Source organism: Gordonia sp. (in: high G+C Gram-positive bacteria) (assembly GCF_012515855.1).
In the GTDB taxonomy this organism is placed as follows: Bacteria; Actinomycetota; Actinomycetes; order Mycobacteriales; family Mycobacteriaceae; genus Gordonia.
In genome coordinates this window covers 1-18907 of the sequence record NZ_JAAYXO010000209.1, presented here as the reverse complement: position 1 = coordinate 18907, position 18907 = coordinate 1, and the positions used below count along the sequence as shown (strand labels likewise).

Here is an 18907-nt window from a genome sequence, read left to right as displayed (position 1 = left end):
CCGCGGCCATTCCGCGTTGTCGGGGGTCGGGCTGCCCGGCGTGAGGGCGCGGTGAGCACCTGGCGCGAACTGCTCGGCCGGGAGCACCGGGCGCCCATGACGGTGATGGCCGGCGGCATCGCGCTGTTCGCCATCAACGTCTATCTCACCACCTCGCTGCTGCCGAGCGCCGTCGCCGACATCGGTGGCCAGGAACTGTACGCCTGGACGATGACGGTGTTCCTCGTCGTCTCGGTGATCTCGTCGATGCTGGTCAGTCGCTGGCTCGCCAAGTTCGGCGCCCGGCGGTCGTACGTGGTGGCGTTCGCGCTGTTCACCGCCGGGACGATCGTCGCGGGCGCCTCGCCGACCATGACGGTGATGCTGATCGGTCGCGCCCTGCAGGGCTTCGGCGCCGGTCTCCTCGGCGGACTCGGCTTCGCCGTCGTGCGACTGGTGCTGCCGCCGAACCTGTGGCAGCGGTCCATCGCCCTGATGTCGGCGATGTGGGGCGTCGGCAACTTCGTCGGACCGGTGGTCGGCGGCTTCTTCGCCCAGATTCATTTCTGGCGCGGGGCCTTCGTTCTCCTCGCGGTGTTCGCCGTCGGCCTCATCGGACTCACGCTGCGTGCGCTGCCCCCGCGGAATGCGACGGTCGACGAGCCGGGTCCGGTGCCGTGGGTGTCCCTCTCCCTGCTGACCGCGGCGGTCGGCGCCATCAGCGTGGCGTCGCTGCTGGACGGTCCGGCGATCTGGATTCTGGTGGGGGTCGCCGTGATCGGCGGACTCGCCTTCGTCGGCTGGGAACGTCGAGCCGACACGCGCGTTCTGCCGGAGATGACATACCGGGGCGCGTCGCCGTTGCGCTGGATCTATCTCGCGATCATGGTTCTGGCCGGCGTCTCGACCGTCGAGACCTTCCTGCCGCTGTTCGGGCAGGAACTCGGCGGCCTGGGACCGCTCGCCGCCGGGTTCCTCGGCGCCTCGATCTCGTGGGGCTGGACCATCGCCTCCATCACGACCAGCGGCATCGACAGCGAACGCGGGCGTCGGCTGGTTCGCCTCGGCGGTCCGCTGATTCTCGGCAGCGGTCTGATCGCCTACGCGGCTCTTCAGACACACCACCCGTCGACGGCCGTCGTGGTCGCGTGGTTCGCGGTCCTGTTCGTCGCGGGCTGCGGCATCGGCATGGCGATGGCCCACTGGTTCAGCGCGGGACTGCGCGTCACCGACGACGAGACGCAAGCGCCCCAGGTGTCGGCCGGCCTGAACACTTCGCAGCTGATCGCGAACGCCTGCGGTTCCGCGCTCGCCGGACTGCTGGTAGCGCTCGGCGGGCCGGACCTCGTCGACTCCGCCAAGATGCTCGGCTACGGCTTCGCGGTGTTGGCGTTCCTCGGAGTCGCCGTCGCGCTGCGGGAGTTCGCGGCGGACAAACGCTGGCGCGCCGCAGGCCCCGCGTAACCGACAGACCCGCGGGGCTACGCCAGGTCGAAGCTGTGCGTGACGGCCCGATTCCAGCCGTCGAACAGGCGGGCGCGCTCATCGTCGGGCATGGTGGGCTCCCACTGGCCGCCGTGTGCCCAGTTCTCCCGGATCTCGTCGACGCTGCTCCAGTAGCCGACCGCCAGACCGGCGGCGTACGCGGCGCCGAGCGCGGTGGTCTCGTTGACGACCGGACGGACCACCGGGACCCCGAGGATGTCGGACTGGAACTGCATCAGGAGCTCGTTGACGACCATGCCGCCGTCGACCTTCAGGGTGTTGAGGGGAACCCCGGAGTCCGCTTCCATGGCCTCGATGACCTCGCGGGTCTGGTAGGCGCTGGCTTCCAGGACCGCGCGCGCGATGTGGGTGCGGTCGGCGAAGCGCGTCAGTCCGACGATCACCCCGCGGGCGTCCGGGCGCCAGCGCGGAGCGAACAGGCCGGAGAACGCCGGGACGAAGTAGACGCCTCCGTTGTCGTCGGCCTGCTTCGCGAGCTGCTCCACCTGGGCCGCGGAGTCGATGATGCCGAGGTTGTCGCGGAGCCACTGGACCAGGGAACCGGTGACGGCGATCGAGCCTTCCAGCGCGTAGCGCGCGGGTTCGTCGCCGAGTCGGTAGCAGACGGTGGTGAGCAGCCCGTGCTTACTGAGAACGGGCTCCGTACCGGTATTGAGCAGCAGAAAGTTGCCGGTGCCGTAGGTGTTCTTGGCCTCGCCGGGTTCCAGGCAGGCCTGCCCGAACATCGCGGCCTGCTGGTCGCCGAGAATGCCGCCGAGGGGCACATCGGGCAGCGATCCGACGGTGCGGAGGCTCCCGAGAACACCCGAACTGGAGTGAATCGTCGGCAGCATCGACATCGGGATGCCGAAGTCGGCGCAGATCTCCTCGTCCCACTGCAGGGTGTGCAGGTCCATCAGCATGGTGCGGGAGGCGTTGGTGACGTCGGTGATGTGCAGGCCGCCGTCGACGCCGCCGGTCATGTGCCAGGCCAGCCAGGTGTCCATGGTCCCGAACAGCAGGTCGCCCGCTTTCGCGCGGTCTCGCGCACCGTCGACGTTGTCCAGGATCCAGCGGACCTTGGGACCCGCGAAATAGGTGGAGAGCGGCAGGCCGGTCTTCTCCCGGTAGCGATCGACACCGAGGTCGCCGGCCAGCTGTCGGCACAGGTCGTCGGTGCGGGTGTCCTGCCAGACGATCGCGTTGTAGACCGGTTGCCCGGTGTGGCGGTCCCACACCACGGTCGTCTCGCGCTGATTGGTGATGCCGCACGCGGCGATCGCTGACGGCTGCAACTGCGCGCCGGCGAGCGCAGCCGCGGCCACGCGTCGGGTGTTGCGCCAGATCTCCATCGGGTCGTGCTCCACCCATCCCGCACGCGGGAAGATCTGCTCGTGTTCCAGCTGTTCGCTGTAGACCACCGAGCCGGCGCGGTCGAAGATCATCGCCCTGGTGGACGTGGTTCCCTGATCGATGGCAGCGACGAATTCAGCATCTGGATTCACGCGTCACAGTGTCGCACGTCAGGGGGTTACCTTCGGGTAGTCTTGCGAAATATGGAGAGCGAGTTCAATCCGGATCGGCCCGCGGACCTGAGCCCGGCCTACCGTGACGAGGCCTGGCGACGCCTGAGCGAAGAGCAGTTCGACATCATCGTCGTCGGCGGTGGCGTGGTGGGCGTCGGCGCAGCGCTCGACGCCGCCACCCGAGGTCTGCGCGTGGCACTGGTCGAAGCGCGGGACATCGCCTCCGGCACCTCGAGCCGATCGTCGAAGATGTTCCACGGCGGGCTGCGCTATCTGGAGCAGTTCGAGTTCGGACTGGTTCGCGAAGCGCTCCGGGAACGCGAGCTCTCCTTGCGTCTGCTGGCACCGCATCTGGTGCGTCCGCTGCCGTTCCTGGCGCCGCTGACCCGCCGCGGCTGGGAGCGCCCGTACATGGCGGCAGGCCTGTTCCTGTACGACCGGATGGGTGGCGCGAAGTCGGTGCCCGGTCAGCGACACGTCTCCCGTTCGGGCGCCCTGCGGGTCGCGCCGAGCCTCAAGCGTGACGCGCTCATCGGCGGCATCCGCTACTACGACACCGTCGTCGACGACGCCCGTCACAGCCTCACCCTGGCCCGCACCGCGTCGCAGTACGGCGCGGTGATCCGCACGTCGACCCAGGCGGTCGGTTTTCTCACCGAAGCCGACCGCGTGATGGGTGTGAAGGTCCGCGACACCGAGTCGGGCGAGACCACCGAGATCCGCGGGCACTGCGTCATCAACGCCGCGGGGGTATGGACCGACGAGGTCCAGGCGCTCTCCAAGCAGCGCGGTCACTTCAAGGTGCGCGCCTCCAAGGGGGTGCACATCGTGGTTCCCCGCGACCGCATCGTCTCCGAGACCGCCATCATTCTGCGCACTGCGAACTCGGTGCTGTTCGTGATCCCCTGGGAGACCCACTGGATCATCGGCACCACCGACACCGACTGGAACCTCGACCTGGCGCACCCGGCGGCCACGCGCAAGGACATCGACTACATCCTCGACCGGGTGAATCAGGAACTCGTCACGCCGTTGACGCACGACGATATCGAGGGCGTCTACGCCGGTCTCCGACCACTGCTGGCCGGCGAGGACGACGAGAGCTCGAAGCTCTCGCGCGAGCACGCCGTCGCCGTGGTCGCGCCGGGACTGGTGTCGATCGCGGGCGGCAAGTACACCACCTATCGGGTGATGGGCGCCGACGCCGTCGAGGCGTGCAACGACTACATCCCGACACGGGTGGCGCCGTCGATCACCGAGCGGGTCCCGCTGGTGGGCGCCGACGGCTACTTCGCGCTGATCAATCAGTGCGAGCACCTGGGCGAGCGATTCGGGCTGCACCCGTACCGGATCAGGCGGCTGCTGAATCGCTACGGGTCGCTCCTCGACGACGTCCTGTACCACGCGGACGCCGATCCGTCGCTGCTGCAGCCGCTCGACGCCGCGCCGCAGTATCTGCGCGCCGAGGTGGTCTACGCGGTGTGGGCCGAAGGTGCCCTGCACCTCGAGGACGTGCTCGCACGACGCACGCGCATCGCGATCGAGTACAGCCACCGGGGCGTGGACTGTGCTCGGGAAGTCGCGGACCTGATGGCGCCGATCCTCGGCTGGAGTGACGAGACCACCGAGTGGGAGGTCGCCAACTACATCGCTCGCGTCGAGGCGGAGATCGCCTCGCAGCGACAGCCGGATGACGAATCGGCCGATGCGTTGCGTGCCGCGGCGCCGGAGTCGCGTCGGGAGATCCTGGAGCCGGTGCCGGTTCCCGACTAGCGGATCAGGCCGGAGGCCCAACGACGGCGACGTCGGGGCCTTGGGCCCTGGCGTGCGGCGCTCACGACCGGAGAATAGAAGTCATGAGTGACAAGCCGGTGGAGATCCTGAGCGAGGCGAAGGCCTGGAAGCTGCTCGAAGGCAGTGTTCTCGGCCGATTGGCGCTGTGTGTCGACGGCAACCCGGAGCTCTTCCCGCTCAACGCCTACGCAGCGGACGGAAAGATCCTGTTCCACACCTCGCCAGGCACCAAGCTTCGCGAGTTGGTGGTGAACGATCGCGCGGTCTTCGAGACCGATGCGTTCACCAGCCGCTCGGGGTGGAGCGTGGTGGCCAAGGGGCGGGCCCGGATCTTGACCGACGCGGCCGAGATCGCCGCGGCGGAGGCGACACCCCTGCACGCGTGGATCCCCACCGAGAAGACCGCGTACGTCCAACTCGACGTCGACGAGATCACCGGTCGGCGCTTCGTCTTCGGTGCCGAAGCGACGGTCGTCTAGACCCGTCGTTCACGACTTGCGACGGCGAACCACCCAGCAGTCGATTCTGCCGTAGCCCTTGACGCTGACGTTCGGAATCCGCCGGAGCTTGAGGTCGTCGGCTCGTGTCTCATCAGGTCCGTGGTCGGTGCACAGCGCGTCGTGCACGCCGTGATCGGCGACCACCGTGCCCGGGCGCGCGACCGACGTCAATCGTGAGGCGACGTTCACGGTCGGGCCGAGGACGTCGCCGAGTCGGCGCACCACGTCGCCGAAGGCGATGCCCGCGCGGACAGACGGAAAGGCGTCGTCTTCGTCTTGGCCGCGTTCGGCGAGGACGAGCGCGATCTCGGCGGCATCGCGTGGGGAGTCGGCGACGAAGAGCACTTCGTCGCCGATGGTCTTGATGACCTGACCGCCGCGATCCAGCACCGCTTCGGTCACCGCGGACTCGAAACCCTCGATCCAGGTGACGAGTTCGTGCTCGTCGAGCTTCCGGCTCTGCGAGGTGTACCCGACGATGTCGACGAAACCGATCGCCAACTGCTCACCGGACTCGGGTCCCGCGGCGTCGGACGCCGGATCTCCGGACATCAGGGAGGCCGTTGCGCTCGACAGGTGCCGACGCCACACGTAATCCTGAAACGCCTCGATCTGCGGGAGGACCTCGTCGATCAGTGCCAGGTGCTGCTCGTCGGTGGCGTCGTTCTCCCTGCGGAGTTCGGCGAGCAGCCGCACCTGCCACTCGGCCAACCGCGCGAAACTGCGTGCCAGGGTGCGGACCAGGGCGGCTTGCGAGTCCACGCTCACCACCCCGAGGTGCATCAGCGCTGCGCTCTGACGCAGGGCGTCGGCGTCGGCGGAGGTGAAGGCGACGACGTCGTCGGCAACCTGGGGAAAACCGAGCAGTCGCCACAGGGTGACGGCGGTCGCGAGGTCGACGCCCGACTGCTCGACGAGGTCGAGGCGGGTGAGGGTCGGAGTCTCTCCGAGCAGCAGATCCTGGATGCCTGTGGCGAGGCGGGCCTCGCGCTCGCGGTTCCGGGGTTCTTCGGAGTGATGATCGACGGTCACGGCCACAGTATGCGTCCGCGACGAGCGCGGAGTCCCGTGATTGTGGCGAGCGCCTCCTCGCGAATCGGCGGCGGGTGGCCGATGTATTCGCCGCCACAGACCAAGGGCACTGGCGAGAACGTCGTTCGAAGGTCAAACTTATGGGCATGAGCGCACAACCGGTGGAGTACCTGAGTCCCGAGCAGTCGTGGGAATTGTTGGAGGGCAGTGTTCTTGGTCGCTTGGCGGTCTGCGTCGACGGTCAGCCCGACGTGTTCCCGCTGAACATCTACGCCGCCGACGGCAAGATCCTCTTCCGCACCACGGAGGGGACCAAGTTGGTCGAGCTGGCCTGCAACGACCGCGCGGTCATCGAGACCGATTCGTTCACCAGTCGCATCGGCTGGAGCGTGGTCGCGAAGGGGCGTGCACGGACGCTGGTCGACTCGGCGGAGATCGAAGCCGCCGACAACAGCCCGCTGAATCCGTGGGTGGCCACCGTCAAGACCACGTACATCGAGATCGAGGTCGACGAGATCAGCGGTCGTCGTTTCGTCTTCGGGCCGGATCCGGAGCGCGAGATCACGTAGGGCCTGCGGACCGTCGTCGGCGTGATCAGGACAGGTCGGCGAAGGTTCCCTCGGTCACCACGACGTCGTCCGCGAGCGGTCTGGTGACCGACCAGGTCTCGGTGAATGCGCACTTGGACGTGCGCCATTCGCCGTTCTCGATGACGTACTCGTCGTCGTACTCGCCGGTCGAGACGGTCTCGGTGCGCGCCAGCAGGTTGACCTGCCGGAAACGCAGGGTCCATCGGCCGGTGGCCGTGCCCTCACCGGTCAGCCGGATCTCGGGATGCATGCCGTGGTGCATGTCGAAGACGACGTGCTTGCCGTCGACGGTGTGGAGCGCGACCTTCGTGAAGATCTGCGCCATCGGCTCGACGTCGTCGAAGCTCCCGAGCCTGCCGTAGTCGATCCGTGCGCCGCTGGCGATGAAGGCGTCGCGGAATCCCTGCGGGTCCTTCGCGTCGCACGCGCGCCAGTAGCGGTACTTCAGTTCTTTGATCGCCTCGATGTGCTCGAGGGCGGCGATCCGCTGCTCAATGTCCATGGGTCCTCCGGGATCTCGGTGCTGGAGTCGGCATTCTGACCTTAGTGTCGCGGTTGGCAGCGGGGACACAAGTAGGCATTCCGATCGTCGGGAGGCGCGCCGAGCGACAGCCGCTCGACGGCCGTCCCACACCGTCGGCACGACCGCCGCGCACGGCCGTACACCCACAACTCCCGGCCGCGGGCCCGGACGCCGGTGGTCGAGCGGACGGTGCGCAGTCGGTTGTCGTAGAGCAGCCGGTGGGCGAGGTCAACCATGGCCGGAAGGTCGACGCGTCCGGCCGGTGTCGCCGGGTGCACGCGCCGCAGAAAGCACAGCTCGCTGCGATACACGTTCCCGATCCCGGCGAGCTTCCGCTGGTCCAGGAGAGCGAGGCCGATCGGCAGGCTCGGGTCCGCCGCCAGGTTGGCGACCGCGACATCGGGATCCCATTCCGGGCCGAGCAGGTCCGGACCGAGATGGGCGACCGCGGCGGACGGATCGGTCAGCACCTCGAGGACCCCGAGATCGAAGCCGACCGCCTCGACCTCGCGCGATCTCAGAACCACGCGGGCGGTGTGCGCCGGTCGCCGCCATCGAGCGCCGGTCGCGTGCACGTGCCACGCGCCCTCCATCTTCAGATGCGAGTGGATCGAGAGCGGCCGGTGATCGGAACCCGCCGGGTCCGCGCGCACCACATCGATGAACAGGTGCTTGCCGACCGAACGAACCCCGGTGACGACGGTGCCGGAGAGATCGACCGTCGCCTCCTTGGGCACTCGGAAGTCGCTGCGGGTCAGCGTCTTTCCTTCAAGCGCCGCCCGCAGCCGATGCGCGATGTGGAAGACGGTGTCGCCCTCGGGCATCGGTCACCGCCGCCGGGGGTCGTAGTTCATGCGCAGCCCGCGCGGGGTGGTCGCGAAGCCGGCGGCGACGAGCTGCTCACCGAGCGCGGTCCGGCGGACGGGCTCGCCGTCGACCTGGTCGATGTGGATGCGAGGGATGTGGCCGGCCGTCACCGCGCGGACCAGTGCACCGGCAGCGGTCGCCAGGGCCTGCTCGTCGGTCTCGAACGTGAGTACCGTCTTGCCGCCGCGTTCGACGAAGACCACGGCCCGTCCGCCGACCACGACCACCACCGCGCCGGGCTTGCGGCCGGGTCGATGCCCGGACTCGACGGGACGGTCGGGCCAGTCGAGCGCCGCGCCGTACGGGTTGGCGGGATCGGTGGCAGCGAGCACGACCGCTTCGGTGCGCTGATCCCGACTGGGGACCACGGACTCGCGCAGCAGGTCGACGGTGTGTCCGGCCGCGAACTGCGCACCGCCGAGTCCGTCGATGTAGTAGCCGCGTCGCACCTGTCCGTTGTCTTCGAAGACCGCCAACGCCTTGTAGATCCGAGCGAAGCCGCCTTCGGTCGATTCGGCCGCCACCGAGCCCTTGGTGACGACGCCGTAGCGGTCGAGTAGGACTTCGCAGGTGGCGGCCGCGGCGGCGGTCGGATCCACGTCGACGCGCCGAATCACCGACCAGCGACCGCCCACGTGTGCGGGCGTGGCGACCGTTGTCGCTCCGGCCAGGTAGTGCGACGACAGTCGTGCCGCTCGGAGTCGGGGAGCGCGGCCACGGGTGCGGTGCGCGGAGGTCGCCGTCGACGCGGCGGTCCGCGGTGGATCGAGGGCGGCCCGGACCACCGAGAACGAGTCGTTGGTGACGAGTCCGGCCCAGACGAGATCCCATAGGATCTCGGGGAGTTCCTGGTCGCCGATCGGGGTCCCGGCGTCGGCGAGGGCGGTCGACAGTTCTCGGAACCGCACCGCGCCCATCCGGTCGAGGGCCTCCAGGAGCGCGGTGTGTGGCGCCTCGGGTTCGAAGTCGCTCGCCGGCCGCAGCGTCAGGGGCGCCGAGTCGGCCAGGTGCAGGGCCACCCACCCGTCGGCGCCGCCGATTCCGCCGTGGCCCGACCACACCACCTCGCCGGACGCGGTGAGTTCGTCGAGCATCGCGGGCTGGTAGTCGTCGACCCGCGACGGCAGCACCAGGGTCTCCCACGCGGACGCGGGAATCGGTTGTCCGGCGAGCTGCTCGACGGCCGCGGCGACCCCGGCGACACCGCGCGGACGGGTGGTGTCGGTGATGCGCTGCCAGCCGAGCAGGAAGCGGGTGTACGCGTCGGCCGAGACCGGCTCCACCTCGGCGCGTCCCGCCGCGAGCGAGCCGCGGCGCAGCTGCGTCAGCACGTCGGAATGGCACCACTGGGAGGCCTGCTGGTCGGGAGTCAGCGCGGTGAACTCACCCTCGATCACCGCTCGGCGACCGGCGAGGTCGTCGAGGGCGCGCGCGACGACCGCGGGCGCCATTCCGAGATCGGCGACGATGTCGGCGACGGTGAACGGACCGTGCGTTCGGGCGTACCGGTGCACCAGGTCGGTGATCGGGTCGGCCACCGCTTGCAGATGCGCCACCGGGACGCCCAGCGGCATCGGGATGCCGAGGCCGTCGCGCAGGCGGGCGGCGTCGTCCACGGCGGCGAGCTTCGGGACGCCGCGCATGCTCACCTCGATCAGGAGGCCGTCGCCGAGCAACTGGACGAGAAGGGGCGGCAGGGCGTCGTCGCCCCGGTACCGGTCGGCGATCTCCTCCCGGGTACAGGGACCCAGCCAGCGCAGCAGGTCGACGAGGTCCTCGCGGTCCCGGGCGCGCCGTTCCGGGGCGGTGCGCTGCAGGCGGGCCACGACCTCCTCGATCACCGCGGGGTCGAGCAGTTCACGCAGGTCCACCCGACCCAGCAACTGGGCGAGCAGCGCGGTGTCGAGTGACAGCGCGGTGGCGCGGCGTTCGGCGAGGGGTGCGTCGTCGTCGTAGATGAACGACCCCACGTAGCCGAGCAGCATCGACGCGGCAAAGGGCGACGGCGCCGACGTCTCGACCTCGGTGACGCGGATCTTCCGCTGCGCGATGCGGGTCAGGACGTCGATGAGCGCCGGGAGGTCGTAGACGTCGGCCAGACATTCGCGGACCGTCTCCAAGATGATCGGGAAGTCGGGGAAGCGGGCGGCCACGGCCAGCAGTTGGGCGCTGCGCTGGCGTTGCTGCCAGAGCGGGGCGCGCTTGCCCGGATCGCGGCGGGGCAGCAGCAGCGCGCGTCCGGCGCACTCGCGGAAGCGCGAGGCGAACAGCGACGAATCGGCCAGCGCACGGGTCACGTCGTCCTCGATGTGGGCCGGGTCGAGAACGAAGACCTCGGCGCCGGGCGGCGCATCGTCGGTGTCGGGCAGTCGGACGATGATGCCGTCGTCGGTGGCCGTGGTCGCACCGTCGAGGCCGAGGCGGGCGGACAGCTGCGCGGCGATGGCGCTGGCCCACGGGGCGTGGACCCGCAGACCGTAGGGTGAGTGGAGCACCAGTCGCCAGTCGCCGAGTTCGTCGCGAAACCGCTCCAGCACCAGGGTGCGATCGGTGGGGAGGACGCCCGTCGCCTCGCGCTGTTCGGTGATCAGCGCGGCCAGGTTGCGATGCGCGTTGCTGCTGAGGCCGAGATCGGTGGACACCGCGGCGAGCTTCTCGTCGTCGCCGGCCACGCCGACGAACTTGCCGATCGCCGCACCCAACTCGGCGGGCCTGCCGACGGCGTCGCCGATCCAGAACGGCAGGCGCCCGGGGAGGCCGAACGCGGGGGAGACGAGGACGCGGTCGTGGGTGATCTCTTCGATCCGCCAGCTCGAGGCGCCGAGCGCGAACACATCGCCGATGCGTGACTCGTAGACCATCTCCTCGTCGAGCTCGCCGACGCGGCGCGGCTGCCCGCTGCGGGTGGAGTCCTCGCTGCCGATCAGGAACACCCCGAACAGGCCGCGGTCGGGAATGGTGCCGCCGGAGGTGACGGCCAGCCGCAGGGTGCCGCGGCGTGCGGACAGGATGCCCGAGGTGCGGTCGTAGTCGACGCGCGGTCGCAGTTCGGCGAACTCGTCGGACGGGTACCGTCCGGAGATCAGGTCGAGGACGGCGTCGTAGACGTCGCGGGTGAGGGTTCGGTACGGCATCGCGCGCCGCACCGTCGCGTACCACTCGTTCACGTCGAGGTCGTCGACGGCGGTCGCGGCGATGGTCTGCTGCGCCAGGATGTCGAGCGGGTTGGCAGGCACCGACAGCGCTTCGATCCGACCCGCGAGCATCAACTGCGTCACCACGGTGCAGTGGATCAGGTCGGTGCGGTGCTTCGGGAAGAGGACACCCCGGCTCACCTCTCCGACCTGGTGGCCGGCGCGACCGATGCGCTGGAGCGCAGACGCCACCGACGGCGGAGCCTCCACCTGGATCACCAGATCGACGGCGCCCATGTCGATGCCGAGCTCCAGGGAACTGGTCGCGACGACGCAACGCAGGCGCCCCGACTTGAGATCGTCCTCGATCTCGGCGCGCTGCTCCTTGCTCACCGACCCGTGGTGTGCGCGGGCGAGCACCGCGGCGGCGCCCGCGGTAGTGCCGCTGCCCGACACGTAGGAGGGCATGCCGCCCGGGACCTCGGGATTGGCTCGGTTCGCATCGATGTCGAGACCCGCTCGCTGGGCGGCGATCTCGTTGAGGCGAGCGGTGAGCCGCTCCGCCAGACGGCGCGAGTTCGCGAACACGATGGTCGAGCGATTGGCCTCGATACGGTCGACGATCGCGGCTTCGACATGCGGCCACAGCGAGCCCGCGGTGGGTGAGAACGCGTCGTCGAGACCGTCGGCGCCGGTCGCTGCGGGCGGGATGTTCGCCATGTCCTCGACCGGGACCTCCACCGTCAGGTCGAAGGTTTTGGTGGCCGGCGGTTTCACCACCGTGGACGGACGGTCGCCGGACAGGAATTCGGCGACCAGCGACTCCGGGCGCACAGTGGCGGACAGCCCGATGCGCTGCGCGGGTGCGTCCAGTCGGGCGTCGAGGCGTTCCAGAGAGAGTGCGAGATGCGTTCCGCGTTTGGTGGCGGCGACGGCGTGGACCTCGTCGACGATCACCGTCGTCACCGTCGCGAGTGTCTCTCTGACTGACGAGGTGAGCATCAGATACAGCGATTCGGGAGTGGTGATCAGAATGTCGGGCGGATGCGTCTGCAGGCGACGCCGATCGGCGGCGGGGGTGTCGCCGGAGCGGACACCCACGCGAATCGTGGGCGCGTCGAGGCCGAGGTTCGCGGCGGCGTTCGCGATGCCGACGAGCGGGGCGGAGAGATTGCGTTCGACGTCGACCGCGAGGGCTTTGAGCGGTGACACGTAGAGCACCCGGACGCCTGGGCGGGCGTCGGTCGGATCGGACGGCCGGTCGCCGACCGGGACCAGTCGTTCGCGGTACAACGAGTCGATGGCCCACAGGAAGGCAGCAAGGGTCTTACCGGAGCCGGTAGGTGCCACGACCAGGGTGTTGTCGCCGCGCGCGATGGCCGACCACGCACCGGACTGGGCTCGCGTCGGCTTCCCGAACACTTCGGTGAACCACCGTTGCGTGGCCGGGTGCATGCTCTCGAGAATCGTCGACTTCCGTGCCACTGTTCCATTCAAGCGCATGCCCCCGACAGTCGAGGTGCGACTGTCGGGGGCCTGCGGGGTTCCGGGCCGTACAGGGTCACGCTGCGCGGCGTAGTACGGGTCCGATCAGGCCGCGGCCTTGCCGTCCCACTCGATCAGCTTCCAGCCCTTGTCCGGGGTGCCCTTGACCACCACGCGGCCGGTGTTGTGGATCGGGTCGGTCTGCAACTTGCTCATGTCGGGGTTCGAGACCGTCAGCAGGGTCCAGAACATGATGGTTCCGCCGTGCGAGAAGATCACCGGGCGCTTGCTGCCGCGGTTCTTGACCGCGCGCAGCGAGTCGTTGACGCGCTTGACGAACTCGTGCCCGTCGATCGATCCGGGGATGCGGGCGTCGAGGTTGCCGCCCAGCCACTGCAGCGGGGCCGCGAGGTAAGTGCGCATCGAATCCTTCTCCGGCGTGCCTTCCCAGCGACCGGCCTCGATCTCGTGGAAGCCCGGCTCCACGACGATCGGCAGCCGGCGCAGCGTGGACGTCGGCTGCGCGGTCTGTTGGGAGCGAACCATCTTCGACGCGAAGATGCCGTCGAACTTGCGATCGGAGAGGAGTCGAGCGACGGCCGCCGACTGCGCCTGGCCTTGGCCGTGAGGCCCGGGCCGGGCGTCGAGGTGTCGATCAGTCCGGAGGTATTGCCCGCGGACTCGCCGTGGCGGACGAAAGTGACGAACATTTCGCCGGTCTGCGGGGCTGCGACGGCGGTCGCTCCGCCGGACACCAGCATCACGACGGCGGCGAACAGCGCAGTCACCAGCGCGGTGACGCGATTCTTCAGAACACTCACGAGGTTCCCTTCAGGGGTGGGAGGGGGTGCGATCACGTCCGTGCGGCGTGATCGGATTCACAAAGTGCGTGGTCACCGTGGCCATCGGCCGCCACTTCCCGATCACTGGGATGTGGTGACACGAATCTGCTGTTCCATCGAACGAGCGACACGCTGGCTGCGCATACTCGGGCGGCGGTACGCTTCTCGGGCCGTCGTGATTAATCCGGTCAGAACCCGGAGCGGTCGCGCCACTGTGGGCAGTCCCGTGAGGGAGTGCGAGTCAGACAGTCACGTCGGCACAACGAGAATCGACCCGGACGCGAGAATCCGGAGAACAGGACGTGCATTGTCATGACCGCATCAATCGCGAGGACTCAGCAGCCCCGCGCGCTGGCCCTTCCCACTGCCTCTGCCGCGAGCGCGGCGCTCTGGCTCACCGCAGTCATCCTGCTGGCTTCGCTGGCGTACTACTTCCTCGGCTACGACCAGGGCGCCGTCTCGGTCTTCGGCAGTGACACTCACGTGCACGAGTTCGTGCACGACGCGCGCCACTTCCTCGGCTTCCCCTGCCACTGAGCCGGGAGAGAACTGAAGAATGGAGCGCAAATTCACCGGCGCAGGTCTGCTCGCAGGCTTGATCGCCGGAATCGTGGCATTCATCTACGCCCGCATCTTCATCGAACCGCAGGTGGCGCTGGCCATCGAGTATGAAGAAGAGCGATCGCATGCGGAGTCCCTGATCACCGGGGAGCATGCTCACGGCCACGAGTTGTTCAGCCGGAGCGTGCAGGAGAACATCGGTGCCGGCGTCGGCACGATGGTCTTCGCGACGGCGATGGGCGCCTTCTTCGCCGTGGCGTTCACCATCGTGTGGGCCTACGTCGGCCGTCGGTGGCCGGCGACCGACCCGCGCGTCGTCGCCGCGGTCCTCGGCGCCGCGGCCTTTGTTGCGGTGATCGGTGTCCCGTACTTCGTGTACCCGCCGAACCCGCCCGCGGTGGGTGAGGAGGACACGATCGGTGCCCGCTCCGGCGCGTACTTGACGCTGACCCTGGTCTCGGTGGTCCTGATGATCGGAGCGGCAGCCGTCGCGTTCTGGCTGTCGGACCGGTTGGGCGGCCTCCGTGCGGGCATCGTGGCAGCTATCGCCTACCTCGTTGCGGTGACGCTGGTGGCGATTCCGCTGCCCGAGTTCGCCGAGGTTCCGGGACCGGTGATGGACGGAGAGAGGATCGTCGGAGCGGGGTTCCCGGGTCAGGTGGTCGCGGACTTCCGGATCTATGCGGTCGCGAACCAGGTGATCCTCTGGACGGTGTTGACGACGGTCTTCGTCCTTCTGCTCGGCGTCTTGATGAGGCGCGAGGCGTCCTCCGCGGATCGTCGAGTCTCGACGGTTCCGGCCTGAGAACGTTTCGCGTGGTGGTCGCCGCCCGAACCGCACCGAACCGGTCGGTGCGGTTCGGCGGTGAACGCGGTGTGCTCGACCGACGCGGCCTTCGCGACGCCGCGGTGCTGGCTTCCGTGCTCGACGACACCGGAAAGCTGACCGTCGGCCCCGAAGTCTCAGCGGTCCAGACGGCCTCCGCAATCCGACCGTCATTCGTCGTCGACTCGGCGCTGACCAGCCTCGACGTCGGCGGATGGCAGGGGCTGGGTCCGGAAGCGGTGCCGCAGGTCGACCTCGGCGCCTGGTTCACCGATCCGGACTGGACCGGGCACGGCGGCGAGTCGGTGACGGCCTTTGTCGCCCGGATCCGCGGCGCGACAGCCGCGATCGACGCGGAGGTCCTTGTTGTGGCCGGCCCCGTGGCTCAGGCGCTGCTCTGCGGTGCGCCGGACAACTTCTTCAGCACCGAGGTGCGGCCGGCGAGCGTGCACATCGCAGCGCTGTGAAGGGTCGCACCGGCGCGCGCCGAGTCTGTCGTACCCGCCTGGCATCATGCGCCGCATGGACGATCGAGACGCTCACCTGGAGATCCCTGTCGAAGGCATCGACTGGTGCACCCGTCAGCCGTACCCCGAAGCGGTTCTCGAGGACGTCGTCGAAGTCGATCTGGACTGGTGGAACGACCGTTTGGCGAACCGTCAGATCCCGGCGCAGGTGAGTGGGCGCACCGTAGACGGAAACCAGGTGTGGAAGGGAAAGGCGTTCATTCGGCGCGGAGACCTCGAGCCCGGGGTACCCGGGCTCGAGATGGGCGAGGAACCCGAGTTCGACCGCCTGTACATGTGCGCGGCGTGGCTCGCCGAACACCCTTCCCGTGGCGGGAACCGCCGATTCGTCGACATCCGCGAGCCGCAGAGCGGCCGACGGTTCGAGGCCGTCGAACGGGCGCTGATCGCGTGCCGCAGTGCTCCGGGTCTGTTCGAGGCCTCGGCCTACCGCGACTGGTCGGGTTGGCCGACGGCTCCCGGGGTCGGTCACTCGCTGATGTCGCTGTACTGCTGGGCGATCGGTCGGGGCGGCGATCGACCGCAGCTGCTCGACAACGACTCTGCCGGCAGTCTCACCTGGCACGGCTGGATGGTGGCGTCGTCGGTATCCACCTATTCGGTGCGACGGTACGTCCGATACAACGCGCTGATTCATCGGTGGGCGCGGTCCGCATCGGTGCAGCCGGAGTTGGTCGAGATGTGGTTGAACCGCGACTGGCAGATCCGCCTGGCGGAGACGACGCGCCGCCGTGACGGATCGGCCCTCTGACCTGCCCGCGTGTTCGGCCTGCCGTCGACGTCGACAGCGCGGTTAGACTACCGTCGAGTCCAAGTGAAACGTGTTCTAGTTTGGAGGCTTGATGTTCGAGTGGTCTGAGGAAGATCAGATGGTCCGCGAAGCGGTGCGCGGGTTCATCGAGAAGGAGGTGCGTCCCCACGTCGACGCCCTCGAGACAGGTGAGATGCCGCCGTACGACATTCTGCGCAAGATGCTCGCCGCCTTCGGCATGGACTCGATGAATGCCGAGAACCTGCAGGCGGAGATCGCCGCGGAAGAGGCAGGCGAGGAGCGCAAGGCCGGTGGGGGCTCCAGCACCCTGGCCAATTCCATGTTCCTCATCTTGAACATGGAGATGGCGGGCGTCAGCCTCGGCCTCATCTCGTCGATGGGTGTCTCGATGGGGCTGACGGTCTCGACCATCCGAAGCCGCGGCACCCTGGCGCAGAAGAAGCGCTGGCTGCCCGAACTGGTCACCATGGAGAAGGTCGGAGCCTGGGCCATCACCGAACCCGACAGTGGTTCCGATGCGCTCGGCGGGATGAAGACCACGGTTCGCCGCGACGGCGACGACTACATCCTCAAGGGCAATAAGACGTTCATCACCAACGGCCCGCACGCCGACACGATGGTGGTCTTCGCCAAGCTCGACGAGGGTGACGGCACCCCGATGCGCGACCGCAAGGTCCTCACCTTCGTCCTGGACAAGGGCATGGAGGGGCTCACGCAGAGCAAGGCGTTCAAGAAGATGGGCATGATGAGCTCGCCCACCGGTGAGCTGTTCTTCGACAACATCCGCGTCAGTAAGGATCGTCTGCTCGGCGAGACGGAGGACACCGGATCGGACAAGCGCGGCGGCGCCAGCGCCAAGGCGGGTTTCACCGCGGAGCGCATAGGAATCGCAGCCCTCTCGCTCGGCATCATCAACGAGTGCCAGCGACTGTCGATCGAGTACGCGAAGTCGCGAACTCTCTGGGGACAGGAGATCGCGAAGTTCCAGCTGATTCAGCTGAAGCTCGCCGAGATGGAGATCGCCCGCCTCAACGTGCAGAACATGCTGTTCGTCGCGATGGAGGCCTCGAAGGCGGGCAAGCCGCCGACCCTCGCGCAGGCCTCGGCGATGAAGCTGTACTCCTCGCGCGCCGCGACAGAGGTGGCGATGGAAGCCGTCCAACTCTTCGGCGGCAACGGCTACATGGCCGAGTATCGCGTCGAGCAGCTCGCTCGTGACGCCAAGTCGCTCATGATCTACGCCGGGTCCAACGAGATCCAGGTGACTCACGTCGCGAAGGGTCTGCTGGCCCAGTAGCGTCGGAATCAGTCGCTGTCGAACGCCCGTCGGGTTCTCCCGGCGGGCGTTCGACGTCTTCGGTGTCGGACGGCGAGGGCCAGGCAGTGTAGGACGAACGAACGAACCCGAGACGGTTTTGTGCGCACAGCCGAAAGAATGTGCCGTCTCACTCATCGCGGCTGGTTGTGTCCTGGCACTCCTCCCTAGGTTCTAGGCAGACGCAATGCTGAGGTGCCCTGCCATCAGGTCCCGCACCCGGCCACGGAGGAGGATGCGTGAACATCAAGAGTGCGCTGCGACGGTTCGCAGCAGTCGGCGCGATCGCCGCGATCGCCGCAACCGGAACGTTGGTCGAGACGGGGTCGGCCGACGCCGACACGGTCGGCCCGGCGCGGGACGGCAGTGACGCTGTGAACTGGGAGCGCGAGGTCAGCGGCCCCAAGCTGGTGAACGGCAACATCGCGAACGGTGAGGTCATCACCGTCACGAACCGGTTGACGCGCAAGCTCAGCTGGCTCGTGTACTCGGTGCAGGACAACCACCCGCGGTGCATGCGGCCGGTTCCCAACACTTCGGTGTGGAAGGTGAGCGGGAAGACCTACACCAACAACCCGAGCCACGAGGGCACGCAGAGTCCCGGCGAAGTCACGTCCGGTCCGGGCTGGGTGAAGGTCGATGCACCCGGTGCGAATTCGTGGGAGGGAATCACGTGGTCGCAGGATTATCTGCTCATGTGCAACACCGGCGAGCTCAACACCGGCGGTCTCGAGTACTCGACCACCTGGGTCGGCGACAAGGGTGATTTCCCGTTCGTCGGGCCGAAGATCAACGTCACCCCGGGTGTCGCCGGCGTGTCGATCGCTCCGCGCGACGCGATCACGAACAACGACGTCCTGATCACGGTGAAGAACCCGGACGGGCGTCCCGGTGATCGCGTGGTGCTGACCGCGGACGGCAAAGCCGTGGAGGGCTGCGGAAACCTCGAACTCGACGAGAACCACATGGTCACCTGCACCTGGGTGCCGCGCAAGGCGGGCAACTACGCCTTGAAGGCCGTCATCAGCAGCGACAAGCCGGTCACCGTCACGAACACCGTGCAGGTCGACCAGGCTCCGGGCAGCGGCAGCCTCGGCGGGGGCAGCTCAGACACCGGGAGCCTCAATGGCATCCTCTTCACCGGCAGCG

The 18907-nt window shown here is 68.4% G+C and carries 16 protein-coding genes; 10 read left to right on the top strand and 6 right to left on the bottom strand.

Annotated elements, in window-relative coordinates; translation table 11 throughout:
- Window positions 1–51: 51 nt before the first annotated feature.
- Window positions 52–1443 (top strand): MFS transporter, encoded by a 1392-nt coding sequence (locus GX543_RS15410; protein WP_290853167.1) that lies wholly within the window; start codon window positions 52–54, stop codon window positions 1441–1443.
- Window positions 1444–1460: 17 nt separating this feature from the next.
- On the opposite strand, the gene glpK is transcribed toward GX543_RS15410, so the two are convergent.
- Complete coding sequence (glpK, locus tag GX543_RS15405) at window positions 1461–2969, bottom strand: glycerol kinase GlpK (protein WP_290853157.1); 1509 nt, start codon at window positions 2967–2969, stop codon at window positions 1461–1463.
- 51 nt (window positions 2970–3020) lie between these two features.
- On the opposite strand from glpK, the gene GX543_RS15400 reads away from it, so the two are divergent.
- Window positions 3021–4763, top strand: a complete 1743-nt coding sequence (locus tag GX543_RS15400; protein WP_290853155.1) for a glycerol-3-phosphate dehydrogenase/oxidase — start codon at window positions 3021–3023, stop codon at window positions 4761–4763.
- Window positions 4764–4846: 83 nt separating this feature from the next.
- On the top strand, window positions 4847–5263 hold the full coding sequence (locus GX543_RS15395; protein ID WP_290853152.1) for a pyridoxamine 5'-phosphate oxidase family protein: 417 nt from the start codon (window positions 4847–4849) through the stop codon (window positions 5261–5263).
- A 9-nt stretch (window positions 5264–5272) separates the two neighbouring features.
- On the opposite strand, the gene GX543_RS15390 is transcribed toward GX543_RS15395, so the two are convergent.
- Window positions 5273–6316 (bottom strand): adenylate/guanylate cyclase domain-containing protein, encoded by a 1044-nt coding sequence (locus GX543_RS15390; protein WP_290853150.1) that lies wholly within the window; start codon window positions 6314–6316, stop codon window positions 5273–5275.
- Window positions 6317–6462: 146 nt separating this feature from the next.
- On the opposite strand from GX543_RS15390, the gene GX543_RS15385 reads away from it, so the two are divergent.
- Window positions 6463–6885: a pyridoxamine 5'-phosphate oxidase family protein gene (locus GX543_RS15385; protein WP_290853148.1), complete on the top strand. Its 423-nt coding sequence runs from the start codon at window positions 6463–6465 to the stop codon at window positions 6883–6885.
- A 25-nt stretch (window positions 6886–6910) separates the two neighbouring features.
- Here GX543_RS15385 and GX543_RS15380 read toward each other — a convergent pair whose 3' ends face one another.
- The 4 genes from GX543_RS15380 to GX543_RS15365 form a co-directional block, all read right to left on the bottom strand.
- The gene (locus GX543_RS15380) at window positions 6911–7408 is read right to left on the bottom strand and encodes a nuclear transport factor 2 family protein (protein WP_290853147.1); all 498 of its coding nucleotides are present in this window, start codon (window positions 7406–7408) and stop codon (window positions 6911–6913) included.
- 41 nt (window positions 7409–7449) lie between these two features.
- The gene (locus GX543_RS15375) at window positions 7450–8253 is read right to left on the bottom strand and encodes a DNA-formamidopyrimidine glycosylase family protein (RefSeq protein WP_290853145.1); all 804 of its coding nucleotides are present in this window, start codon (window positions 8251–8253) and stop codon (window positions 7450–7452) included.
- 3 nt (window positions 8254–8256) lie between these two features.
- Window positions 8257–12933 carry an ATP-dependent helicase gene (locus tag GX543_RS15370; RefSeq protein ID WP_290853143.1) on the bottom strand — a complete coding sequence of 1559 codons (4677 nt, stop codon included), beginning with the start codon at window positions 12931–12933 and terminating at the stop codon, window positions 8257–8259.
- Window positions 12934–13020: 87 nt separating this feature from the next.
- Window positions 13021–13476, bottom strand: coding sequence for a histidine phosphatase family protein (locus tag GX543_RS15365; RefSeq protein WP_290853200.1), 456 nt, complete (start codon window positions 13474–13476; stop codon window positions 13021–13023).
- A gap of 593 nt (window positions 13477–14069) precedes the next feature.
- On the opposite strand from GX543_RS15365, the gene GX543_RS15360 reads away from it, so the two are divergent.
- From GX543_RS15360 to GX543_RS15335, 6 genes are all read left to right on the top strand, one after another.
- Window positions 14070–14294: a CbtB-domain containing protein gene (locus GX543_RS15360; RefSeq protein ID WP_290853142.1), complete on the top strand. Its 225-nt coding sequence runs from the start codon at window positions 14070–14072 to the stop codon at window positions 14292–14294.
- 19 nt (window positions 14295–14313) lie between these two features.
- Window positions 14314–15123: a CbtA family protein gene (locus GX543_RS15355; RefSeq protein ID WP_290853141.1), complete on the top strand. Its 810-nt coding sequence runs from the start codon at window positions 14314–14316 to the stop codon at window positions 15121–15123.
- A 14-nt stretch (window positions 15124–15137) separates the two neighbouring features.
- Window positions 15138–15611: a histidine phosphatase family protein gene (locus GX543_RS15350; protein WP_290853140.1), complete on the top strand. Its 474-nt coding sequence runs from the start codon at window positions 15138–15140 to the stop codon at window positions 15609–15611.
- Window positions 15612–15666: 55 nt separating this feature from the next.
- Window positions 15667–16422: a hypothetical protein gene (locus GX543_RS15345; RefSeq protein ID WP_290853137.1), complete on the top strand. Its 756-nt coding sequence runs from the start codon at window positions 15667–15669 to the stop codon at window positions 16420–16422.
- 91 nt (window positions 16423–16513) lie between these two features.
- Window positions 16514–17740, top strand: coding sequence for an acyl-CoA dehydrogenase family protein (locus GX543_RS15340; protein WP_290853135.1), 1227 nt, complete (start codon window positions 16514–16516; stop codon window positions 17738–17740).
- A 257-nt stretch (window positions 17741–17997) separates the two neighbouring features.
- On the top strand, window positions 17998–18907 hold a 910-nt coding region (locus GX543_RS15335), incomplete at its 3' end, for a hypothetical protein (RefSeq protein ID WP_290853133.1).